The 13,759-nt window shown below is 66.0% G+C and carries 15 protein-coding genes; 3 read left to right on the top strand and 12 right to left on the bottom strand.

The genetic code is table 11. The annotated features are described in order from the left end of the window. Positions 1-48: 48 nt before the first annotated feature. Both AC07R1_RS04015 and AC07R1_RS04010 read right to left on the bottom strand, forming a co-directional pair. Positions 49-543 carry a DUF934 domain-containing protein gene (locus AC07R1_RS04015; protein WP_011061127.1) on the bottom strand — a complete coding sequence of 165 codons (495 nt, stop codon included), beginning with the start codon at positions 541-543 and terminating at the stop codon, positions 49-51. Then, positions 540-2,213, bottom strand: a complete 1,674-nt coding sequence (locus AC07R1_RS04010) for a nitrite/sulfite reductase (protein ID WP_053158306.1) — start codon at positions 2,211-2,213, stop codon at positions 540-542. The genes AC07R1_RS04015 and AC07R1_RS04010 overlap by 4 nt, the downstream gene beginning before the upstream one ends. A 267-nt stretch (positions 2,214-2,480) precedes the next feature. Between AC07R1_RS04010 and ccoN the strand changes: the two genes are divergently transcribed. Both ccoN and AC07R1_RS04000 read left to right on the top strand, forming a co-directional pair. Further along, entirely contained in the window at positions 2,481-3,908 is a 1,428-nt protein-coding gene (ccoN, locus tag AC07R1_RS04005; RefSeq protein ID WP_011061125.1) for a cytochrome-c oxidase, cbb3-type subunit I, read from the top strand. Positions 3,909-3,970: 62 nt separating this feature from the next. Then, positions 3,971-4,189, top strand: a complete 219-nt coding sequence (locus tag AC07R1_RS04000) for a hypothetical protein (protein WP_011061124.1) — start codon at positions 3,971-3,973, stop codon at positions 4,187-4,189. A gap of 48 nt (positions 4,190-4,237) precedes the next feature. Here AC07R1_RS04000 and AC07R1_RS03995 read toward each other — a convergent pair whose 3' ends face one another. Then, positions 4,238-4,729, bottom strand: a complete 492-nt coding sequence (locus AC07R1_RS03995) for an SET domain-containing protein (protein ID WP_495110162.1) — start codon at positions 4,727-4,729, stop codon at positions 4,238-4,240. A gap of 183 nt (positions 4,730-4,912) precedes the next feature. Then, complete coding sequence (locus AC07R1_RS03990; RefSeq protein ID WP_258611899.1) at positions 4,913-5,701, bottom strand: helix-turn-helix domain-containing protein; 789 nt, start codon at positions 5,699-5,701, stop codon at positions 4,913-4,915. A gap of 78 nt (positions 5,702-5,779) precedes the next feature. On the opposite strand from AC07R1_RS03990, the gene AC07R1_RS03985 reads away from it, so the two are divergent. Then, positions 5,780-6,472 carry an aspartate/glutamate racemase family protein gene (locus AC07R1_RS03985; protein ID WP_011061121.1) on the top strand — a complete coding sequence of 231 codons (693 nt, stop codon included), beginning with the start codon at positions 5,780-5,782 and terminating at the stop codon, positions 6,470-6,472. A 134-nt stretch (positions 6,473-6,606) separates the two neighbouring features. Here the strand turns inward: AC07R1_RS03985 and AC07R1_RS03980 are convergent, their stop codons facing one another. The 8 genes from AC07R1_RS03980 to AC07R1_RS03945 all read right to left on the bottom strand — a co-directional run bounded on the left by AC07R1_RS03980 (position 6,607) and on the right by AC07R1_RS03945 (position 13,749). Further along, positions 6,607-7,119, bottom strand: coding sequence for a GNAT family N-acetyltransferase (locus AC07R1_RS03980; protein ID WP_011061120.1), 513 nt, complete (start codon positions 7,117-7,119; stop codon positions 6,607-6,609). Between the two features lie 473 nt (positions 7,120-7,592). After that, on the bottom strand, positions 7,593-8,570 hold the full coding sequence (locus tag AC07R1_RS03975) for a LysR family transcriptional regulator (RefSeq protein WP_011061119.1): 978 nt from the start codon (positions 8,568-8,570) through the stop codon (positions 7,593-7,595). A 174-nt stretch (positions 8,571-8,744) separates the two neighbouring features. Further along, positions 8,745-9,701 (bottom strand): peptidylprolyl isomerase, encoded by a 957-nt coding sequence (locus AC07R1_RS03970; protein ID WP_011061118.1) that lies wholly within the window; start codon positions 9,699-9,701, stop codon positions 8,745-8,747. After that, positions 9,698-10,183, bottom strand: a complete 486-nt coding sequence (locus AC07R1_RS03965) for a YbjN domain-containing protein (protein WP_011061117.1) — start codon at positions 10,181-10,183, stop codon at positions 9,698-9,700. Before AC07R1_RS03965 ends, AC07R1_RS03970 begins: the two co-directional genes overlap by 4 nt. Positions 10,184-10,203: 20 nt before the next feature. Then, positions 10,204-10,851: a DNA repair protein gene (locus AC07R1_RS03960; protein WP_103291169.1), complete on the bottom strand. Its 648-nt coding sequence runs from the start codon at positions 10,849-10,851 to the stop codon at positions 10,204-10,206. Between the two features lie 17 nt (positions 10,852-10,868). Next, positions 10,869-12,563, bottom strand: coding sequence for a putative porin (locus tag AC07R1_RS03955; RefSeq protein ID WP_093402990.1), 1,695 nt, complete (start codon positions 12,561-12,563; stop codon positions 10,869-10,871). A gap of 40 nt (positions 12,564-12,603) precedes the next feature. Continuing rightward, the gene (locus AC07R1_RS03950; protein WP_011061114.1) at positions 12,604-13,320 is read right to left on the bottom strand and encodes an energy transducer TonB family protein; all 717 of its coding nucleotides are present in this window, start codon (positions 13,318-13,320) and stop codon (positions 12,604-12,606) included. Positions 13,321-13,323: 3 nt separating this feature from the next. Next, a complete protein-coding gene (locus AC07R1_RS03945; RefSeq protein WP_011061113.1) occupies positions 13,324-13,749 on the bottom strand; it encodes an ExbD/TolR family protein in 426 nt (141 codons plus the stop codon). Positions 13,750-13,759 lie beyond the last annotated feature (10 nt).

Genomic DNA, 13,759 nt, shown 5'->3' with positions numbered 1-13,759 from the left:
ACTATTTATTCTAGAAATTACATTAACCAGCGCAACCGCGCGCCACCTTCAGCGCCGACGAAACAGCGGCCGCGGCTCGATCACCGAGCGGCCATAGAGCACGCTCATCCCCGCCAACCCTTTGAGTGCGTCCAGCGCGCACTTGTCTTCACGCACGGCAAAGCTGTCGAAACCGCATTGGCGCATATGGCTCAACTGGTCGCGCAGCACATCGCCAATCGCTCGCAATTCGCCCATCCAGCCCAGGCGAGTGCGCAGCAGGTAGGCCTGGCTGTAACCCCGGCCATCACGAAAGCTGGGGAAGTCCACGGCGATCAGCGGGATCAGCTTGAGCCAGGGCTTGAGGCTTTCCACCTCGTCGTCCGGGCCTATCCATACGCCGTCCCGGGCCGGGTGATGCTCGATGCGGCGCATCAGCCACAGGGCCAGGGGCAGAATCAGCGGCCCGTCCGGCAATGCGTCGTCGACCCCGCGCACCAGGCTCCAGGCATCGTCTTCCACCCGTTGGGCTTCGCCTTCGTGCAAACGCAGCAGGTTGTTCATGCCAGCGCCTCCACGGCCTTGGGATAGACCCGCTCCTTGAACGGCTCCAGGCCGATGCGCTGCAGGGTCTCGACGAAGGGTTCGTCGCTTTCCCGGTAGCGTACGAAGGTGGCGATGATGCGTTCGATCACCTCGGGGATTTCCTCGGCGCTGAAGGACGGGCCTATCACCTTGCCCAGGGCGCTGTCACGGCCCTTGGCCCCGCCCAGGGTGACCTGGAACCACTCGCTGCCGTTCTTGTCGACGCCGAGGATGCCGATATTGCCGATGTGGTGATGGCCGCAGGCGTTCATGCAGCCGGAAATGTTCAGGCTGATGTCCCCCAGGTCGTGGAGGTAGTCCAGGTCGTCGAAGCGCTGCTGGATGGCCAGGGTAATGGGGATCGAACGGGCGTTGGCCAAGGCGCAGAAGTCACCGCCCGGGCAGGCGATGATATCGGTCAGCAACCCGGCGTTGGCGGTCCCCAGGCCATGCTCGCAGGCCCGCTGCCAAAGCTCGAACAGACGCGACTTGGGCACATCCGGCAAGACGATGTTCTGTTCGTGGGCAATGCGGATCTCGCCAAAGCCGTAGTCCTCGGACCAGTCGGCCACCGCTTCCATCTGCTGGCCGGTGACGTCACCGGGTGGCGAGGCCGGGCCCGGCTTGGTCGACAGCACCACGCAGGTGTAGCCCGGCACCTTGTGCGGGTGCACGTTGCGCGCCACCCAGCGGGCGAAGGCCGGGGACTCGGCCAGGTGGCTGCCGTACTCCAGGTCGGTGTCCGCCAGGCGCTCGTAGAGCGGCGGCACAAAGGCGCTGGCCACCCGCTGGAATTCGTCCTCGGTGAGCTGCGCGGGGCCGTCCCTGAGGTGCTGCCACTCCTCCTCCACTTCCCTGGCGAAGGCCTCGATGCCCAGGGCCTTGACCAGGATCTTGATCCGCGCCTTGTACTTGTTGTCCCGCCGGCCGTAGCGGTTGTAGACCCGCAGCACCGCTTCGACATAGGACAGCAAGTGCTGCCAGGGCAGCCCGTCGCGGATCTGCAGGCCGAGGATCGGCGTGCGCCCCAGGCCGCCGCCGACTATCACCCGCAGGAGCATCTCGCCGTTGCGGGCACGGTAAAGATAGAGGCCGATGTCATGCATCATGATCGCCGCGCGGTCCTGCTTGGCCGAGCAAATGGCGATCTTGAACTTGCGCGGCAGGAACAGGAATTCCGGGTTGATGGTGGACCACTGGCGCAGGATCTCCGCCAGGGGGCGCGGGTCCAGGTATTCATCGCCGGCCACCCCGGCAAAGGCTTCGGTGGTGATGTTGCGCACACAGTTGCCGGAAGTCTGGATGGCGTGCATCTCCACTTCGGCCAGGCGCTGCAGGATGTCCGGCACCTGGGCCAGCTCGATCCAGTTGAACTGCAGGTTCTGCCGGGTGGTGAAGTGGCCGTAGCCGCGGTCGAAGTCCCGGGCGATGCTGGCCAGGGTACGCATCTGCCGGGCGCTGAGGGTGCCGTAGGGAATCGCCACCCGCAGCATGTAGGCGTGCTTCTGCATATACAGGCCGTTCTGCAGGCGCAGGGGCAGGAACTCCTCCTCGCTCAGTTGGCCGCCCATGAAGCGCTCGACCTGGTCGCGAAACTGCGCCACCCGCTCAAGCACCAGGGCCCGGTCATAGTCGTCGTACTGATACATGTCCCTACCTCATCGAAGCTGATCGTGCTCTAAACGGCGCGTGTTGTGAGGGGGCGACTATGCGCGTACGGCGCAGAGCGTTACAGATTCAGGTAAAAACTAAAAAACCATATCAGCCAAGGCTGCACCACCGTAGGCATGAGGAAAATCTGATCCGTATTAATGTGGTTTTTCTGAGCCTGTTTTGTTTCCCCGCTGATTCCTACAGTGCACCCCGTGCCAGACCGGGTGGCCTGGCAAGACTTTGCAACCGTGGAAGCATTGACCATGAACTCAGCAACAATCGGACAGGCCTACAACTACAAGGTGGTTCGCCAATTCGTCGTCGCAACAGTGGTATGGGGCGTGATCGGCATGGCCATGGGGGTGTGGATTGCCTCGCAGCTGGTGTGGCCGGAGATGAACCTCGACCTGCCCTGGAGCACCTTCGGCCGGCTGCGGCCGCTGCACACCAGTCTGGTGATCTTCGGTTTCGCCGGCAGCGCGCAGTTCGCCGCCAGCTACTACGCGGTCCAGCGCACCTGCCAGGTGCGGCTGTACTCCGACACCCTGGCCGCCTTCACCTTCTGGGGCTGGCAGTCGGTGATCGTGATCATGCTGATCACCCTGCCCCTGGGCTACACCACCACCAAGGAATACGCCGAGATCGAATTCGCCGGCGCGGTGTGGATGGCGGTGGTCTGGGTCGCCTACGCGATTGTGTTCTTCACCACCGTGGTGCGGCGCAAGAGCCAGCACATCTACGTCGGCAACTGGTTCTTCGGCGCCTTCATCCTGGTGATCGCCATGCTCCACGTGGTCAACCACCTGTCGATCCCGGTGGACTGGTTCAAGTCCTACCCGGTGTATTCCGGGGCCACCGACGCCATGGTCCAGTGGTGGTACGGGCACAACGCCGTAGGCTTTTTCCTGACCACGGGCTTTCTCGGGATGATGTACTACTTCGTGCCCAAGCAAGTCGGGCGCCCGGTGTACTCCTATCGCCTGTCCATCGTGCACTTCTGGGCGCTGATCACCCTGTACATCTGGGCCGGCCCGCACCACCTGCACTACACCGCGCTGCCGGACTGGGCCCAGTCCCTGGGCATGGCCATGTCGCTGATCCTCCTGGCCCCGAGCTGGGGCGGCATGATCAACGGCATGATGACCCTCTCCGGGGCCTGGCATAAGCTGCGCACCGACCCGATCCTGCGCTTCCTGGTGCTGTCCCTGGCGTTCTACGGCATGTCCACCTTCGAGGGCCCGATGATGGCGATCAAGACCGTCAACGCCCTGTCCCACTACACCGACTGGACCATCGGCCACGTACACGCCGGTGCCCTGGGCTGGGTGGCGATGATCACCTTCGGGGCCATCTACCACATGGTGCCCAAGGTCTTCGGCCGCGAGCAGATGTACAGCGTGCCGCTGATCAACCTGCACTTCTGGCTCGCCACCATCGGCACCGTGCTGTACATCGCCTCGATGTGGGTCAATGGCATCACCCAGGGCCTGATGTGGCGCGCGGTGAACGAAGACGGCACCCTCACCTACTCCTTCGTCGAGGCCCTGGTGGCCAGCCATCCGGGATTCGTGGTGCGTTTCGCCGGCGGCGTGTTCTTCCTCAGCGGCATGCTGCTGATGGCCTACAACACCTGGCGCACCGTGCGCGTTGCCGATGAGCGCCTGGCGCTGAGCGACGCCCGGATCGCCTGACCCACCTGCCCCACGCCGGCCCCCGTGGCCGGCGTGTTGCGTCTCAGGGAGCCTGAAAACCCATGGATATACTGCTCAACCTGCTGGGGGTGGCGTTTCTCTACCTCTGCATCGAGTACTGCCTGCGTCACCAGAGTGCCAAGAGCCTGGACGACGCCAGCCTGATCCCCTTCGCCGACGACCCCGACGTAGCCCGCCGGGTGGAGCTGGCCACGGGCAAGAAAATCAACGCCGTGGCGCCGGAGGAAGCCAAGCCGGGTTGGATAAACCTGGATATGTAGAGCGCTTTGGCTGGCAAGCCAGCTCCTACAGTGGGGGTATTGGCCGGGTCAGGCGCGCTCGCGGGGGATCAGGCTCTGCAACTGAGCGGCGAGGAAATTGCCGTCAAAGGCAAAGACGTCAGGGTCCTTCAAGCCGTTGGTCTTGCGCCATTGCCAGCCGCCCGAAGCCTCGCCGACCAGGGACACGCTGCCCAGCCGCGCCGCAGTCAGGCCGATCACCGCCAGGGAAATCTGCCCTTGGGGGCCCATCACATCCGGCACGAACTCCACCGGTTTGCCGGCGATATGGATGGTCAGCCTCTCGCTCTTGAAGGTCGAGACCTCCAGCGGCACCGCCGGGCTGAAGGCCACATAGGGCTCGCGCTGCAACGCCAGCAGGTCCGGCAGCAATACCGGCGCCAACCAGTCTTCGATCTGCCCGAACAATTGATGAATGCGACGCGCCCAGACTACCGACTGGCTGTCGAACAGCTGCTTCTTGTGGGCTTCACTGGCCGCGTAGTGGCGCAGCATCTCGCCCAGTTGCTGGATATCGTCCATTGTGCTGTGTCCCTGGCTTCGACCTTTGAGAACAGCAGGTCGCCGGCCCTGAGCATGGCAGATGCCGGTGTCGGGCGTTGAGTTGTTTGCCCGCCGGCTCGCCGAGCCCTGTAGCTGCGCCCACCGATGATGATCCTGCGGGCCGCTGGCGACGATCACTGGCAAGGCATTACCAGGCAAAATCTACAGCGCAGTATCCGCCGCTCGGCACTGAAACTGCAGCCGGTACTGACGCGGCGTCAGGCCGGTGGCTTGGCGCAAGGCGCTGCCCAGGTGGGACTGATGGGCAAAACCACAGTCCTGGGCAACCGCCGCCAGGGGCAGGTCCGTGTGCTCCAGCAGCCGCCGGGCCGCTTGCAGCCGCACCTCGGTGATCCAGGCATGGGGCGTGATGCCTACAGCACGACGAAAGTCGCGCAGCAGGCGCAGTTCGTTGTGGCCGTAGGTCAGGGCCAGTTGCGCCAGTGACAGGGGCCGGGCGTATTCATCGGCCATCTGTTGCAGCACCTGCCCCAGCTCCGGGGCCGGGGCTGGCGCCGCCCGACCGGGCTGGGCCAGCCCCAGAAACGCCAGCGCGCATTGCTCCAGGGCCAGCTCATCGGCCTCGGGCGCCAGCAGCAGGCGCCTGGCTTCGCGCCCCAGGGCCAGGGCGCGGGCATGCCCCGGGCTCTGCATCCGGCGCTGGCCAGGAACCAGCGGAGTCGCGCCCTGCCAGCGCAGCAGCAGGTATTCGCCGCCCATGGAGGATTCGGAAAACACCTCAATGCCTGCGGGCGTCAGGGCCAGGGTGCCGGGCCAGGTATCGAAATCCTCGCGGCGGTCGGAGTCGATGGCATGCACCCCGCGCTGGCGTTCCAGGGTCACCCCCAAGGTCTGCCACTGGGCCGGATCGCGGGCGCTGTAGGCCGCGGCCGGCAGCAGTTGCAGCAGCAGGCGGCCGTCCAGCAGGCGATGTTCGAGCACCTGGGGCATGTGAAATTTCCTGATAGATCGCCACCCGTGGCGGCGTGAAACTGAGGCTTACCCAACCGCACCACAGAGGAGTTGCCCATGCGCACCATCGGCCTGATCGGCGGCATGAGCTGGGAGTCCAGCGCCGAATACTATCGCCTGATCAATCAGCAGGTTCGCGATCGACTGGGGCCGCTGCGTTCAGCGCGGCTGTTAATGTACAGCGTCGACTTCGGGCCTGTCGAACAGGCCCAGCATGCCGGGCGCTGGGACGACGCGGCGGCGATCCTGGTGGAGGCAGCCCGGCGCCTGGAAGCCGGCGGCGCCGAATGCGTGGTGCTCTGCACCAACACCATGCACAAGGTCGCCGGGCAAATAGAGGCCGCCATTGGAGTGCCCTTTGTGCATATTGCCGACCCCGTGGTGCAGGCCGCCCAGGCAGCCGGCACCCTGAGCGTGGGGCTGCTGGGCACAGCCTTCACCATGGAGCAGGCGTTCCTCAAAGGCCGCCTGGAAGACCAGGGCCTGAAGGTGCTGGTGCCCGATGCAGCGCAGCGCCAGGCGGTGCACCGCATCATCTATGAGGAGCTGTGCGTGGGCGTTGTCAGCGAGAGCTCGCGGCGGCTGTACCAACACGTGATCGACGGGCTCCAGGCCCGTGGTGCCGAGGCGATCATCCTCGGCTGCACGGAAATCGGCCTGCTGCTCAAGCCCGAGCACAGCGCCCTGCCCCTGTTGGACACCACCGAATTGCATGCCCGGGCGGCGGTGGATTTCGCTTTGCTGGAGTGAACGTCAAGGCCCGCAGGGCCTTGCATGGCGATCGCCTGCCGAACCTCGGGCGGCCACAGGATCCCTGCCTCTGCTGCGGAGCCGATCGTCCGAACGCGGCCCGAGCCTGCGGCAGCGGCTACACGAACCCGGTCTCAACGACGCAAGCGCGCCATGCTCAGCACATCGACATAACCGCCGTCGCGTACGGCGTAGTCGCGCAGCTGGCCTTCGGTTTCGAAGCCGAACTTGCGGTACAGGCCGATGGCGGCCTGGTTGTCGGCATACACCGTCAACTCCACCCGGCGCAGGTTCATCCAGTTGTCGGCCACCTCCAGCACGGCCGCCAGCAGGCGGCTGCCGATGCCCTGGCGTTGCCAGGCCGGGGATACGCCCATGCCGATATCGGCGCAATGGGCCCGGCGCACCCGCGCCACCTGCAGCAGGCTGCAACTGCCGATCACCGCACCCTGGTGCAGGGCAACCAGGGCCACCAGCCCCTCGTTTTCCTGCCCCAGCCCGACGCGCTTGCGCCACAACTCGCGGGACTGGTAAGGCAGTTGCAGGGTCTGGGCCGCCACACTGGGTTCGCTGTACAGCGCCGTCAGGCCGTCGATATGAGCTTCGTTGCACCGCTCGATGACGATGGTGGGATGGGCGTTGGGCATGGCGAGGTCATCCTTGAAGTCGAAATGGCCATCGAGTGTACGGGCATGCGCCTCTGGATGACGAGGACAATGGTGCTCGTTCGCCGGCAAGGAACCGCCTCGCAGGCACACCCGTAGGAGCTGGCTTGCCAGCGAAGGCGTTTCCGGAACCGGCGCAGGGTTTGCGGGCCACTTCGCCGGCAAGCCGGCTCCTACATGGAATAGCGGTGGGTGCCCCTGGTAGGAGCTGGCTTGCCAGCGAAGACGTTTCCGGAACCGGCGCAGGGCTGGCGGGCCCTTTCGCCGGCAAGCCGGCTCCTGCATGGAATAGCGGTGGGTGCCCCTGGTAGGAACTGGCTTGCCAGCGAAGGCGTTTCCGGAACCGGCGCAGGATTTGCGGGCCCTTCGCCGGCAAGCCGGCTCCTACATGTAATAGCGGTGGGTGCCCGCTCGTGGGCGTGGGAGTGAATCTCTGCAAGAGCGGGCGGGTCCGTTCAGACAAACCAGTCCTGGCGTTCGCTGAAGGTGTTGAGGATCAGTTCCACCAGTTGCTGTACCTGCTCTTCATGCTCCACCTGGGCATTGACCGCCAGCCAGGCGCGGCGCTGCATGCTTTCCTCGAACAGGCCCGGCAAGGCGGTGAGGCCGCGGTCGAAGCGGCTCATGTACTGCGGCAGCAGGCCAATGCAGGCGCTGCAGCGGATCATCTCCAGCATCAGTTCATAGGAATGCACCTGCACCACCCCGGCCAGGCGCTGTTCCACCAGGCTGTTCCAGGGCCGGAACGGCTCGATATGACGGTCGTGCTGCCACTGCACCAGCATGTAGTCCGCCAGGTCGTCCAGGCTGTCGGGGCGGGCCGCGACCCGGGAGTAGCGCTTGGCGATGTGCGGCAGGTAGTCGATGCGCGCCAGGGGCATGGGTTCGCGGGTGGCGAAGCTGGGGCCCGGCAGGGGTGAGTCCTCGGCCGCCAGCCACAGCACCAGGTCGGCGCTCAGCGCCTGCAGGGACAGGTCGCTGTCGATGGAGATGATTTCCAGCCGGGCGCTGGCGTTGCGCCGCAGCAAGGCGATCAGGTCACGGCCAAGGATGTCGTGGAGGATGGTTTCCGCCACGGCCACGCGGATCAGGGGTTGCTCGATCACCGGCAGCCGCCGCTGGTGGGCCAGGGCAATCAGCTGGGCCTGCAGTTGCAGGCCTTCGCGGCTCAGGCTCAAGGCATTGCCCTGGTAGCAGAACAGCGAACGACGCAGGTGCTCCTCCAACTGCGCCAGTTGCTTGCGCAGCAGCGTGGCCTTGATGTTCAGGCTGCGGGCCGCCTGCATGAAGCAGCCGCAACGGGCGCTGACCAGAAAATACTGGGCCACCGCAGGTTCGATGCCGGCGGCCAGGGCCAGCCAGGCTTCCCGGGGTTCCTGGGGCGCGGTGTATGGCGCAAAGCCCTGGAGTGGAGCGGGTTCGAGAAATGACATTGATGACTCCCTGTCTTGTTGAGTGTTGCTTCCTTGGCGGGCGGACGGCGGGGCCGTGGGATCGCCTTCGCGGGCAAGCCAGCTCCTACAGTTGCCGGTGCTGCGTATTGCCTCGTAGGAGCCGGCTTGCCGGCGAAGGGGCCTGTGAGATCGCCTTCGCTGGCAAGCCAGCTCCTACAGCTTGTCCTCCAGGACCTGGTTCAACACCGCGCCATCGATGCTCAGGGTCGCAGTGTTGAGCATGCCTTCCAGGTAGGCCTTGGCGATCTGCTCCTGGCGCTGGGCGCGCAGGGCCTGGGTCAGGCGATCACGCAGTTCGTCCAGGCTGGCGGTCCGTGCCGGCTGCTGTTCGGTGAGCTTGAGCACGTGGAAACCCGCCGCGCTCTGCACCACCTCGGACACCCCGCCCACCTTGAGCCGGGCCACCGCGCTGCGCACCTCCGGCAGCAGTTGCTGCAAGGGCTGCAGGCCGGAGTCGCCACCGCGCTGGGCGCTGTCCCGGTCCTGGGAGTACTGCGCCGCCAAGGCGGCAAACTCCCCCGGCGCGGCCTGGGCCTTGCGGCTCAGCTCCTGCGCCTGGCGGCGTACCTGCTCGGCCGCCTGGGGCTCGGCGACCCCGAGGAAGATCTGGCTGACCCGGTACAACGGCGGCGTCATCCACGCCGACTTGCCGCTGTCATAGGCCTGCTGCAACTCCGCCGGGCTGGGGTAGTCCGCCGGCACCTGGCTGACCGACTGCAGATAGTCGCGAAACACGATCTGTTCGGTGGCGGCGCGGGTCTGCTGCTCCACCTCCGGGCGCTGGCGCCAGCCCTGGGCATCGGCCTGCTCCAGCACGGCCTTTTCCGCCAGCCGTGAACGAATCCAGGCTTCCAGCGCCGGGCGATTGCCGCGCAATTGCCCCCGGGATTCCTCGGGCAGGCTGGCGAACAGGCGCTTGAGCTCCTCGGCCGCCACCTGCTGATTGCCCAGGCGCGCCACAGCGGGCGTAGACGCCACTTGTTGTTGCAGCAGGGTCGGGGCCGGCTGCTGCGCCGCCACCGGGTCATTGCCCGGGCGCAGGGCCAGGCCCAACGCCAGGCCGAGCAAGGTCAGTGCCCCGGCACCGACCACCAGGGTGGGCTTTTTCACAGGGTGGCCGCCTCTTCCCGGGGTTGGCTTTGCGCCGCCTGGGGCGCTTCGGCCTGCGCCTGCAACTGGGCCGCCTGCTGGCTGTATTCGCGCAGGTAGACGATGAACTCCTGCAGCAACCGATCCCACAGCTCCAGCTGGCTGCGCAGGTGGGTCTCGCCGACGCCGGCCACCACCACGTCCATCTCCATCACCAGGAATTCGCCCTGCAGCGACAGCCGGGCAAAGCGCCGTGAGGCGTTCCACAGTTCCGCCAGCCCGGCCGGCAATTCGCCCTGCACCCGCAGCGCGCAGCTGTAGGTGAAGTCCACGTAGTGCCCGGCTTCGCTGCCCGGGTTACCGAAGCGCACGGCGTAGCCGATGCCCTGGCTGGCGCTGAGCAGTTGCACGATGCCGTTCTGTTCGGTCTGGTTGACCCGGTAGCCGGCGCCTTGCAGCAGGTCGGTGAGGCTTTCGGTGGTGACGCTGTTAATCAAGGTCATGGTCATCTCTTCCCTGGTGATCAGTGGGTGCTCGCCGCCCGCGGGGCGTCGAACTGGGTCTGGTAAAGCTCGTCGCCAAAGCCCTGGGCCAGTTCCTCGAACTTGACCCGGGCGCTGCCGGCGAAGGGCTGGCGGATTTTCACCACCTCGGCCACGTCGATGTTTTCGTAGGCCGCCAGGATCTGCTTGGCGATGCCGTACATCTGCTGATTCTTGACCGCACATTGCTGCACTTGTGTGTCACGCTCGCTCAATTGCGCCTGCAACCTGGCCCGTTCGGCTTCCTTGCCCCGGGCCAGCACCAGCAGGTCCTCATAGGCCTTCTTGAACTTGCCCAGTTGCTCGCTGCTGGCGGCCGCCTGGGCCTGGGCCTGGCTGTGCAGGCTCTGCTGCTGGCCGGCCAACTGCTCTGCCACACCGCGGGTCTTGGCCAGCTCGGCCGTCAGTTGCTTGACCTGGGCCTGGGCCTCCCTGGCCGCGTTCTCGGCGGCGACCCGCGCCGCCGCGGCCTGGGCCTGTTCGCTTTGCAGGGCCTGCAACTGCTGGGTGGTGCTGCGCAACTGGGTGCGCAGGCGCTCCTCCATGCCTTCGGCGCTGGCGCCGACACTGGCCAGCACGCCCCAGACCAGCAACAGGCTCGCCGCCCCTGCCCTCGCTCGGCTGTTCATAACCTTCCTCCCTGCACTTAGAAGCGCGTGTTGAGTTCAAGCTGCATCACGTCCACCTCGTAGCGCGGCCCGTAGACTTCCGAGGCGCTCATGTAGCGGGCCGTGGCATAGATGTTCTTGTCGATGCCGTAGTTGCCGCCCAGGAAATAGCCCTTGGCGTTGGTGCCCCCCAGGTGGAACGAGGAGTCGTTGAAGCCGTCGGGCAAGGCGTCGGGCTGGATGTACTTGTAGCCGGCCAGCAGGTTCCAGTCCCCGGCCTTCTTCATTTCCAGGGCATTGCCCAGGGTGAACTGCACCATCAGCGCATTGCCGCCGCTTTCGAACTGGCCCTGGCTGTTGATGTTGTTGACGATCTCGCCTTCGCTGCGCTTGAGCATCTCGCCCTTGTCGTAGGCCAGGTTGCGAATGAAGTTGGTCTGGCTGCGCAGGCGCAGGTCGTCCGGCAATTCGGTGTCCCAGGCCAGGTTCAGGTCGAGCACGTCGAACTTCGAGGCCAGGCCCACGAACTGCGGCTGCGGGGTCAGGCCCGGCGTGGCCGGGTTGGGGGTGATGTCGCGCAGCAGGAACACGCTGTTGCCCTTCTGCATGAAGGCGACCCGCGAGCCATCGGTGTCGCAGCCCGGGGCCCCGGCCCAGGGCGCGCAAGGGCTGGAGCGCTGGCCTTCGATGTCATCGAAGCGATAGTAGGCCAGGGCGCCCTTGAGGCTGTTGCTGCGGTTGATCTTCCAGTTGGCGCCGATCTGCCCGCCGAACAGCCACTTGGTGTCGCTCTCGTTCTTGTCGAAACCGTTGCTGGTGGCGGTGTCGTTGGTGTACTCCACCGGGAAGGCGCCGAGGGTGCCGAACAGGCCCCAGTCGCTGCTCAGCTTGTGGTTGAAGATCGCCGCCACGCCGTCGAAATTGAGGTCGTTGGAATACAGCATGTCGGTTGCATAGAACGGGTTGGCGATCCGCCCGCCGGTCAGGGTCAGGTCCTGGGTGGCCTTCCAGGTCAGGTAGCCCTGGTCGAGCCAGATGTCCTTCTTGCCGAAGCCGCCGCCCAGGGTCTGGGTGGTGGACACCGGATTGTTGTCCGAGCCGGTGCCGATGCGGATACCGGCGGTCCATTCCGGCGAGATCACCGCCTTCATCCCCAGGCGCGCGCGCAGGCGGAACAGGTTGTCGCGGTCCTCGCGGGTGTTGAGCAGCGGCGGCAGCTTGCTGTTGGTGTCCTTGTTGACGTCGTAGGGGCCACTGTCGTTGAGCTTGGCGTAGTCGACGATCTCGTTGCTGTTGTTGTCGGCGAAGAACCGCGACTCGTCGCGCAGGCGGATGTCGCCGTCGAAGCTGATGCGCGAGATCCAGTCCGGGAAGGTGTTGGGCTGGGCCCAGTTTTCCTGCTTGGCGGTGGCCATGACCTCGGCCTTGACCTGATCGCGGATCTGGTCGCGGACGATGGCCGGCACGTATTGCACTCGCACATCACCGGGCGCCGCAGCCGGGCCGGTTGCCGCCACGGCGGTGGCCGCGCGGGCCTGCTGGGCTTCTTTCTCGGCCTGGGCGATCAGCCCGTCGGCCTGCTCCTGCTTCAATACCCCCTGCTGCACCAACAGACGGATCAGGTTGATCGTGGCGTTCTCCGAGGGCGCGGCCGCGGCGGCCGTGGCCTGGCCGGCCAGGGTCAGGGCGACCATGCCGAGCGCCAGGGTCAATCGATTCACGGTGGAAATCATCTGCACACAACTCCTGTAGAAACTGCAAATAGGGGTTCGCTCATTCCGGTCGCCGGCCCTTGAGGGACAGGCGTACCGGCAAAGTCAGGGAGGCCGGCATGCGCTCTTTCAGGCGCGGCGTGGCCCGCAGCGCCGCCAGCACTTGCTGGTCGGTCTCGGGGTTGCCACTGGAGCCGGCCAGCTCGGCGCGGGTCACCTGCCCGTCGGCGCCCAGCCACAGGTCCACCTGCAAGGCATAGGCTTTCTTGCGCAACTCCGGGTCTTCGCGCAGCGCGCGCTGGAAGGTCGCCGCCAGGTACTGCTTGTATGTGCCGGTGCCCAGCCCGCCACCACCGGCGCCGGCCATGCCGCCGCCCTTGCCGGCACCGACGTTGAAGCCGTCGTTGCCGGACTGGGCGTCGCCATCGATCTGCATCGGGTTGGCCAGATCGTCCGCCGGCGATGGTGGTGCTTCCTCCTCCGGCTTGACCTCCTCGGGGGTGGGCGTGGGTTCGGGCTCCGGGATCTTTTCTTCCACCGGCTCCGGCTCCTTGGGTTTCTCCGGCGGCGGTGGGGGTGGAGGCGGCGGAGGCGGCAGCGGGATGATGGTCGGCACCTTCGGCGCTTCCCGGCGCACCCCGGCCATGTCATTGGCCCACTGCCACAGCAGCCAGGCCGCCACGGCACCCAGCAGCAGCCCCGCGCCCCACTTGAGCAGGCGCAGGGCGCGCGGCTTGTTCTGTACCGGCGGCAGCTCGAACGGTTGATGTGCGCTCATGGCTCAGCCCTGGCTCGGTTTGCCGGTGACCAGGCCGACCTGGGACAACTCCAGGCGGCGCAGCAGGTCGAGGACTTCGATGACCTTCTGGTACTGCACCGTGGCATCGCCGCGGACGATGATCGGGAAGTCCGGGTTCTGCGCTTTCTCGATGCGCAGGCGCTCTTCCAGCTCGCCCAGGGTCACCGGGTAGGCGTCGAGGAACACCTGGCCGCCATCGTTCACCGAAATGGCCTTGGTCTTGGCCTCGGACAGCGACACCGAGGCGCTGGCCTTGGGCAAGTGGATCTGGATGCCCGAGACCTGGGCGGTGGCGGTGAGGATGAACATCACCAGCACCACCATCAGCACGTCCACCAGGGGCGTGATGTTGATGCTGTCGACGGCGGCATCGTCTTCGTCGTCATGGGAGGCATTCACGGAAGCCATGGCAGTTCTC

The sequence above is a fragment of the Pseudomonas sp. GW821-FHT07F01 genome, assembly GCF_059418825.1.
Note: the sequence above shows the minus strand (reverse complement) of the source record. Positions and strands in the feature narration are given on the sequence as shown.

Bases quoted from the DNA above. Each gene is read 5' to 3' on its own strand.
- AC07R1_RS04015 (WP_011061127.1), bottom strand. From the start codon at position 543: ATGAACAACCTGCTGCGTTTGCACGAAGGCGAAGCCCAACGGGTGGAA.
- AC07R1_RS04010 (WP_053158306.1), bottom strand. From the start codon at position 2,213: ATGTATCAGTACGACGACTATGACCGGGCCCTGGTGCTTGAGCGGGTG.
- ccoN (WP_011061125.1), top strand. From the start codon at position 2,481: ATGAACTCAGCAACAATCGGACAGGCCTACAACTACAAGGTGGTTCGC.
- AC07R1_RS04000 (WP_011061124.1), top strand. From the start codon at position 3,971: ATGGATATACTGCTCAACCTGCTGGGGGTGGCGTTTCTCTACCTCTGC.
- AC07R1_RS03995 (WP_495110162.1), bottom strand. From the start codon at position 4,729: ATGGACGATATCCAGCAACTGGGCGAGATGCTGCGCCACTACGCGGCC.
- AC07R1_RS03990 (WP_258611899.1), bottom strand. From the start codon at position 5,701: ATGCCCCAGGTGCTCGAACATCGCCTGCTGGACGGCCGCCTGCTGCTG.
- AC07R1_RS03985 (WP_011061121.1), top strand. From the start codon at position 5,780: ATGCGCACCATCGGCCTGATCGGCGGCATGAGCTGGGAGTCCAGCGCC.
- AC07R1_RS03980 (WP_011061120.1), bottom strand. From the start codon at position 7,119: ATGCCCAACGCCCATCCCACCATCGTCATCGAGCGGTGCAACGAAGCT.
- AC07R1_RS03975 (WP_011061119.1), bottom strand. From the start codon at position 8,570: ATGTCATTTCTCGAACCCGCTCCACTCCAGGGCTTTGCGCCATACACC.
- AC07R1_RS03965 (WP_011061117.1), bottom strand. From the start codon at position 10,183: ATGACCTTGATTAACAGCGTCACCACCGAAAGCCTCACCGACCTGCTG.
- AC07R1_RS03960 (WP_103291169.1), bottom strand. From the start codon at position 10,851: ATGAACAGCCGAGCGAGGGCAGGGGCGGCGAGCCTGTTGCTGGTCTGG.
- AC07R1_RS03955 (WP_093402990.1), bottom strand. From the start codon at position 12,563: ATGATTTCCACCGTGAATCGATTGACCCTGGCGCTCGGCATGGTCGCC.
- AC07R1_RS03950 (WP_011061114.1), bottom strand. From the start codon at position 13,320: ATGAGCGCACATCAACCGTTCGAGCTGCCGCCGGTACAGAACAAGCCG.
- AC07R1_RS03945 (WP_011061113.1), bottom strand. From the start codon at position 13,749: ATGGCTTCCGTGAATGCCTCCCATGACGACGAAGACGATGCCGCCGTC.